The sequence below is a fragment of the Bradyrhizobium glycinis genome, assembly GCF_016031655.1.
Lineage (GTDB): Bacteria > Pseudomonadota > Alphaproteobacteria > Rhizobiales > Xanthobacteraceae > Bradyrhizobium > Bradyrhizobium glycinis.
The window spans coordinates 195,886-202,313 of the sequence record NZ_JACCHQ010000012.1 but is presented as its reverse complement, the minus strand read 5'-3'; the positions used below and the strand labels follow the sequence as shown (position 1 = coordinate 202,313).

Genomic DNA, 6,428 nt, shown 5'->3' with positions numbered 1-6,428 from the left:
CCGGGTCAAGCCCGGGCATGACAGAAGGGCAAACTCACACCCGTCCCTTCAGCGCCTCGCCGATCTCGTCGAGCGCCTTGGGATCCTCGATCGTCGCCGGCATGGTCCAGGATTCGCCGTCGGCGATCTTCTTGATGGTGCCGCGTAGGATCTTTCCGGAGCGCGTCTTGGGTAGGCGGCCGACGGTGATGGCGAGCTTGAACGCGGCGACCGGGCCGAGCTTGTCGCGCACCAGCGCGACGATTTCCTTCTCGATCTCGGTTGGCGGGCGCTTGACGCCCGCCTTCAGCACCAGGAAGCCGCACGGCACCTCGCCCTTGATCGCGTCCTTGACGCCGAGCACAGCGCATTCGGCGACATCGGGATGCGAGGCCAGGATCTCCTCCATGCCGCCGGTGGAGAGGCGATGGCCGGCGACGTTGATGATGTCGTCCGTGCGGCCCATCACGAAGACATAGCCGTCCTCGTCCTTGTAGCCGGCGTCGGAGGTTTTGTAATAGCCGGGGAATTCGCTCAGGTACGCCTCCTTGAAGCGCTCGTCCTGGTTCCACAGCGTCGGCAGGCAGCCCGGCGGCATCGGCAGCTTGATGACGATCGAGCCCATGGTGTTGGGGCCGACCGGCTTTGCCGCTTCATCGACGACATCGACCTGATAACCCGGCATCGGCACCGTGGGCGAGCCGTGCTTCACCGGCAGCATGCCGAGGCCGACCGGATTGCCGGCGATGCACCAGCCGGTCTCGGTCTGCCACCAATGGTCGATCACCGGTACCTTCAGCTGCTGCTCCGCCCATTCGACGGTCGGCGGATCGGCACGCTCGCCGGCGAGGAACAGCGTGCGGAATTTGGAGAGGTCGTACTGCCGGATGAATTTCCCTTCCGGGTCCTCTTTGCGGATGGCGCGGAAGGCTGTCGGCGCAGTGAAGAAGGCGACCGCCTTGTGCTCGGAGATCACGCGCCAGAACGCGCCGGCGTCGGGCGTGCCGACCGGCTTGCCCTCGTACATGACCGAGGTCGCGCCGTGCAGCAGCGGGCCGTAGACGATGTAACTATGACCGACCACCCAGCCGATGTCGGAGCCGCACCACCAGACCTCGCCCGGCTTGACGCCATAGAGGTTGAACATCGACCATTTCACCGCGACGAGATGACCGCCATTGTCGCGCACGACGCCCTTCGGCACGCCGGTCGTGCCCGAAGTATAGAGGATGTAGAGCGGGTCTGTCGCGGCGACAGGCACGCAAGCGGCGCGCTTGCCGTCGTTCAGCGCCTTGCGGCGCAGGCTGGCCCAGTCGTAATCGCGGCTCGGCGTCATCTCGCAGGTAAGCTGCGGACGCTGCAGCACGATGCAGGCCTTCGGCTTGCTGCTGGCAAGCTTGATCGCCTCGTCGAGCAGCGGCTTGTACTGCACGATGCGACCGGGCTCGATGCCGCAGCTGGCGGACAGGATCAGCTTGGGCTGCGCATCGTCAATGCGGGTGGCAAGCTCCTTGGCGGCAAAGCCGCCGAACACCACCGAGTGCACCGCACCGAGCCGCGCGCAGGCGAGCATCGCGACCACCGCCTCCGGCACCATCGGCATATACAAGATGACACGGTCGCCTTTGGCGACGCCGAAATCCTGCATGATTGCGGCGAGCGCCTGGACCTCGTTCAGCAGTTCGGCATAGGTGAGCTTGGCGACCGAGCCGGTCAGCGGCGAATCATGGATCAGCGCAACCTGGTCGGCGCGGCCGCGTTCGACATGGCGGTCGAGGGCGTTGTAGCAGGTGTTAACGACGCCGCCGGCAAACCAGCGGCCGTAGGTTCCTTGCGAGGGATCGAAGATCTTCGTCGCAGGCTTGATCCAGTCGATCTCTTTCGCCGCCTCGGCCCAGAAGCCCTCGGGATCGGCCAGCGAGCGCGCATGAACCTCGTGATAACGGCTTTTGCCGTTGACGTTTCCTTGGACGTTCCCTCGGACGTTCATTCCCGCGCTCCCGTGCCTTTATTCGCCTGGCGCCGACCCTTGTGGCAGGACAGGCGCCCCGCCATGACAAGGATCAATTGCCGGCCTTGTTGTGGGCTTATTTTCGCGGGAATGGGCCGCCGTTCAAGCTGAAAAGGATGGGCCTTTTGAAGGAGTCACAGGGCTGGCCGCCTTGGCGGTTCGCTCTCTCGCCCCGTTCTTACGGGGAGAGGGCTAGGGTGAGGGGCTGCATCGGCGAGTACGGTGAGAGATGAGTTCGCGGAGAGCCCCCTCACCCGGAATTTGCTGATCGCAAATTCCGGCCTCTCCCCGCACGCGGCAGGGCTAACTACATATGAAATGTAGCTATGGGCTGTCTCCACAGCGTCATGGCCGGGCTTGTCCCGGCCATCCACGCCTTTCCACGCAGCACAAAGAACGTGGATGCCCGGGACAAGCCCGGGCATGACGACCTCTGCAAAATTCAAAATGCGATGCCCCTGCCGCACGCGGGGAGAGGCGAAGACCGCCTAGCTCTCCATCGCGTTCAAGCGCTGCAAGCGATTTTGCATGACCTTTTTCAGATCATAGCCGGGGCGACGGAAGCTCGCATCGCGTGTGGCGAGGAAATCGCGCTGCGACTTGCGCAGGCTGTCGGCGGCGCGCTTGCTCGCGGATTTCAGCACCCGCTCGTAAGCCTCGGCGATCTGGCGGTCGAGCACGCCGAGCTGCGGATCGGCGCAGATCGCTTTCTCGACCTCGCGTTTTGCGGCGACACAATCGAAGGACGGCCCGCTGTCGTCGGCCGAGCGCGCATGCATCGGGCCCGGGGACGCCGCGCCGAACCTGGCGATCTCGGCGATCATGCTGCGACGGCCGTTCGCTGCATTCTCGTTGCCGGGATCCAGCTTCAGCGCCGTCTCATAATCGGCCAGCGCCTTCTTGCGCTCGCCCATCTTCTTGTAGAGCACCGCGCGGTTGTTGTAGGCCTTCGCGAAATTCGGATCGAGCTTGAGCGCAGCCTCGTAGTCGCTCAGCGCCGCCCCGAGCTCGCCCTTGAACTGATAGGAATCGCCGCGGTTGGTCAGGAAGTTGGCGCGCTGCTCCCGCCGGATCGCCTGGTCGTAATCGGCAATCGCCTTGTCGTACTCGCCCATCGCCGCATAGGTCAGGCCGCGGTTGTCGTAATATTCCGGCACTTTCGGGTCGAGCCTGATCGCCTCGCCGTCGTCGGCGACCGCCTTGTCGAGCTGGCCGAGCTTCTTGTAGGCCGCGCCGCGATTGGTGTAGGTGCGCGCGCGGTTGGGATCCAGCCGCAGCGCCTCGTCGAAATTCCTGATCGCCTTCTCGTTGTCGCCGCCGAGATAATAGGCCACGCCGCGGTCGGACCAGGCCTGCGCATCGTCCGGCTTCAGCTTGATGGCCTGGTCGTAATCGGCGAGCGCGCGGTCGAGCCGGCGCTGACTGGTGTAGACGACGCCGCGCAGCTCGTAAGCTTCGGCATCCTGCGGGTCGAGCTCGATCGCCTTGGTCAGATCCGCTGCGGCCCGATTGAGGTCGCCGCCGGCCTCGCGCAGGAGCTCGCCGCGCATGCGCCAGGCCTTCGCGTTCTTGCCGTCGAGCGCGATGGCGCGGTCGAGATCCCGCAGCGCCTGCGCCTGGCCTCCAAGGGTCTGCGCATTGGCTTCCGCGCGGACGACGAGGGCCACGCTGCGTTCGGCGGCGGGATTGGCGGTCTTGTCGATGATGGCGCTGCACGCGGAGATCAACTCGGCCGGGGCAGCCTTGCTCCCCAGCACGCACTCGGTGCTCGCCGCGGCCGGGGCCGCAAGAACGAAACTCATGGCCGCGCCAAGGAAGAGGGCGCGAAGCGAGATCTTGGCTGGCGAAAGCGCTTGCGCGGAGGCGTGAGTGCCGCACATGACATAGGGCTCCGTGACGTCGGGTTCTCACCGTTGTCGCAGCTGGCAAGAGATGGGTTCAAACCGGGCCTGGGGAGGGGGATGCGGACTCTCCCTCGCCCCGCACGCGGGGAGAGGCTAGGACTCAATACCCGTCCACGCCGTTGAGCCGCTGCAAGCGCTCCTGCATCGCCTTCTTCAGGTCGTATCCCGGCCGGCCGAAATCGGCATTGCGGCGCGCGATGAACTCGTCCTGCTCGCGCTGGAGCGCTTTGGCCTCGGCCGCATTGCGCGCCTCGCGGATCGCACGGGCATTGGAGGCAAAGACCTCGCGATCGAGATCGGCGAGCTCGCGATTGCCGCAGATCGCCCTTTCCACCGCCCGACGCGCTCGCGCGCAATTGAAGCTGGGCTTGCCGGCGAGCGCCATCTGCGCGCCGATCCGCTCAATCTCGCGCGCCATCGCCTTGTGATTGGCCTTGGCCTTCTCGTGGTTCGGATCGATCCTGAGCGCTGCGCCGAAATCCTGCACCGCCTTCGGCTTGTCACCCTTCTTCAGCCAGAGCTCGCCGCGCGCATTGAAGATGTCCGCAAGTCCGGGATCGAGCAGAAGAGCACGGCTGTCGTCGGCGATGGCGCGATCGACCTGATCGTGCCGCGCATAGAGTGCACCGCGCGCGATCAGGGCTTTGATCAGGTCACCCTTCGCCGTCTTCTCGTTCTCGATCACTTCGGCACAGGCATTGGCCGCCTTGTCCATGTCATCGGCTGCGGCCGCGGCGAGGCAGGGCGCGACGTCGACCTGCGTCACGGCCACCGGCTCGCCGCCGGTCGCGGCATCGGCCCGAGCGAACGAGATCGCGCAGAGCACTCCGGCGCCGATCAGCTGAATGAGAAAACGCATGCTCGTTGCAGTCGAAGCCTTGTCGTCGATGTTAAGCTCTTGCCTTGAAACCGCACTATCCACCATACGGCCGGATTGGTGCTAGCTTGTGGCGCCGCTGAAATCGGCTTCGGGGATCATCGTGTCGACATTCGAATGGATCATTGCGCTGCTGCTCGGCGCGGTTGGCTTATCGGCGCTGGCGCGGCGGATCAAGGTCCCCTACCCGACCTTTCTCGCCATCGGCGGCGCGCTGATCGCCTTCGTCCCGTCGAGCCCGTCCTGGACGCTGGAGCCGGACCTCGCCCTTGCCCTTTTTGTCGCACCGGTCCTGCTCGATGCCGCCTTCGACACATCGCTGCGCGACCTTCGCAAAAACTGGGTTCCGGTTTCGACCCTGGTGGTGGCCGCGGTCGGCCTGACCACGGCCGGCGTGGCCTATGTCGCGCACCGGCTGATGCCCGACATGCCCTGGGCCGCCGCGGTCGCGCTCGGCGCCATCGTGGCGCCGCCGGATGCGGCCGCCGCGGTTGCGATCCTGAGCCAGGTCAAGCTGCCCCACCGCATGGTCAAGGTGCTGGAAGGCGAAAGCCTGCTCAACGATGCCAGCGCGCTACTGATCTATCGCATCGCCGTCGGCGCCGTCGCCACCGAGCATCTGACCTGGAGCCAGGTCGCCCCGACCATGGCGCTGGCGCTGGTCGGCAGCGTCCTCGCGGGTCTGGCCGCGGGCCGCATCATTCCGCTGTTCATGGAGCGGGTGACGGAGGCGCCGAGCGCCATCATCGTGCAGTTCGCCACCACCTTTATGGTCTGGATCGCCGCCGAGCACCTCGGCCTCTCCGGCATCCTGACCATCGTGGTCTACGCCATCACGGTTGCGCGCACCGCGCCGGCCCGCATCCCGGCGCGGCTGCGGGTGCCCTCCTATGCGGTGTGGGAGACGACCGTGTTCGTGCTCAACGTGCTCGCCTTCATGCTGATCGGCATGCAGATGCGGCCGATCTGGACGCGGTTGGATGCAGACGTGCGCTGGGAATATTGTGTGGCGGCCGCCTGGATCCTGCTCACGGTGATCCTGGTGCGCCTGTTCTGGGTGACGTTCTATCGCACGAGCCTGCGGGTGCTGATCGCGCGAGGACTCTATCATCCCAAGGATCCGCAGCAGGTGGCCTCGCGCGAGGGCGGGCTCATCATCTCCTGGTGCGGCATGCGCGGTCTCGTCACGCTCGCCACCGCCTTTGCCCTGCCGGAAAGCTTTCCCTATCGCGACTTCATCGTCTTCATCGCCTTTGCGGTGGTGCTGGGATCGCTGGTGATCCAGGGCCTGACGTTGCGGCCGCTGATCCTCGCTTTCAACCTCAAGGACGATGATCCCGTCGGCATCGAGGTCGCACGCGGCCGCGCCGTGGCCTATCGCGCCGCGCTCGATGCGATCGAGAGTGATCCGTCGGAGGAGGCTGAAATCCTGCGGCTCGAATATCGCGCTATCCTGATGCAGGCCGAGACCGATCCCAACGGCGGCATCAGCAACGGCGAACTGCCCGCCGATCCCCTGCGCCGCCGCGCTATCGAGGCCGCGCGCAAGGCGATCTTCGATCTGCGCGCCACCGAGGTGATCGGCGACGATGCGTTTCATCGGCTCGAGGAGGAGCTCGATCGCGCAGAGTTAAGCGCGGGCGGATGATGTCTCTCC

The 6,428-nt window shown here is 65.7% G+C and carries 4 protein-coding genes; 1 reads left to right on the top strand and 3 read right to left on the bottom strand.

Features of this window, described 5'->3' with window-relative positions; all coding sequences use genetic code 11:
* Positions 1–34: 34 nt before the first annotated feature.
* From HZZ16_RS19310 to HZZ16_RS19300, 3 genes are all read right to left on the bottom strand, one after another.
* The gene (locus HZZ16_RS19310; protein WP_197950605.1) at positions 35–1,969 is read right to left on the bottom strand and encodes a propionyl-CoA synthetase; all 1,935 of its coding nucleotides are present in this window, start codon (positions 1,967–1,969) and stop codon (positions 35–37) included.
* A gap of 509 nt (positions 1,970–2,478) precedes the next feature.
* Positions 2,479–3,870 carry a tetratricopeptide repeat protein gene (locus HZZ16_RS19305; protein WP_197950603.1) on the bottom strand — a complete coding sequence of 464 codons (1,392 nt, stop codon included), beginning with the start codon at positions 3,868–3,870 and terminating at the stop codon, positions 2,479–2,481.
* A 124-nt stretch (positions 3,871–3,994) separates the two neighbouring features.
* Positions 3,995–4,753, bottom strand: a complete 759-nt coding sequence (locus HZZ16_RS19300; protein WP_197950601.1) for a tetratricopeptide repeat protein — start codon at positions 4,751–4,753, stop codon at positions 3,995–3,997.
* 88 nt (positions 4,754–4,841) lie between these two features.
* Here HZZ16_RS19300 and HZZ16_RS19295 point away from each other — a divergent pair, with 88 nt between their 5' ends.
* Positions 4,842–6,419 (top strand): cation:proton antiporter, encoded by a 1,578-nt coding sequence (locus HZZ16_RS19295; RefSeq protein WP_197950599.1) that lies wholly within the window; start codon positions 4,842–4,844, stop codon positions 6,417–6,419.
* Positions 6,420–6,428: the final 9 nt, after the last annotated feature.

Excerpts from the sequence above, each read along its gene's own strand:
- HZZ16_RS19310 (WP_197950605.1), bottom strand. The coding sequence starts at position 1,969 with ATGAACGTCCGAGGGAACGTCCAAGGAAACGTCAACGGCAAAAGCCGT.
- HZZ16_RS19305 (WP_197950603.1), bottom strand. The coding sequence starts at position 3,870 with ATGTGCGGCACTCACGCCTCCGCGCAAGCGCTTTCGCCAGCCAAGATC.
- HZZ16_RS19300 (WP_197950601.1), bottom strand. The coding sequence starts at position 4,753 with ATGCGTTTTCTCATTCAGCTGATCGGCGCCGGAGTGCTCTGCGCGATC.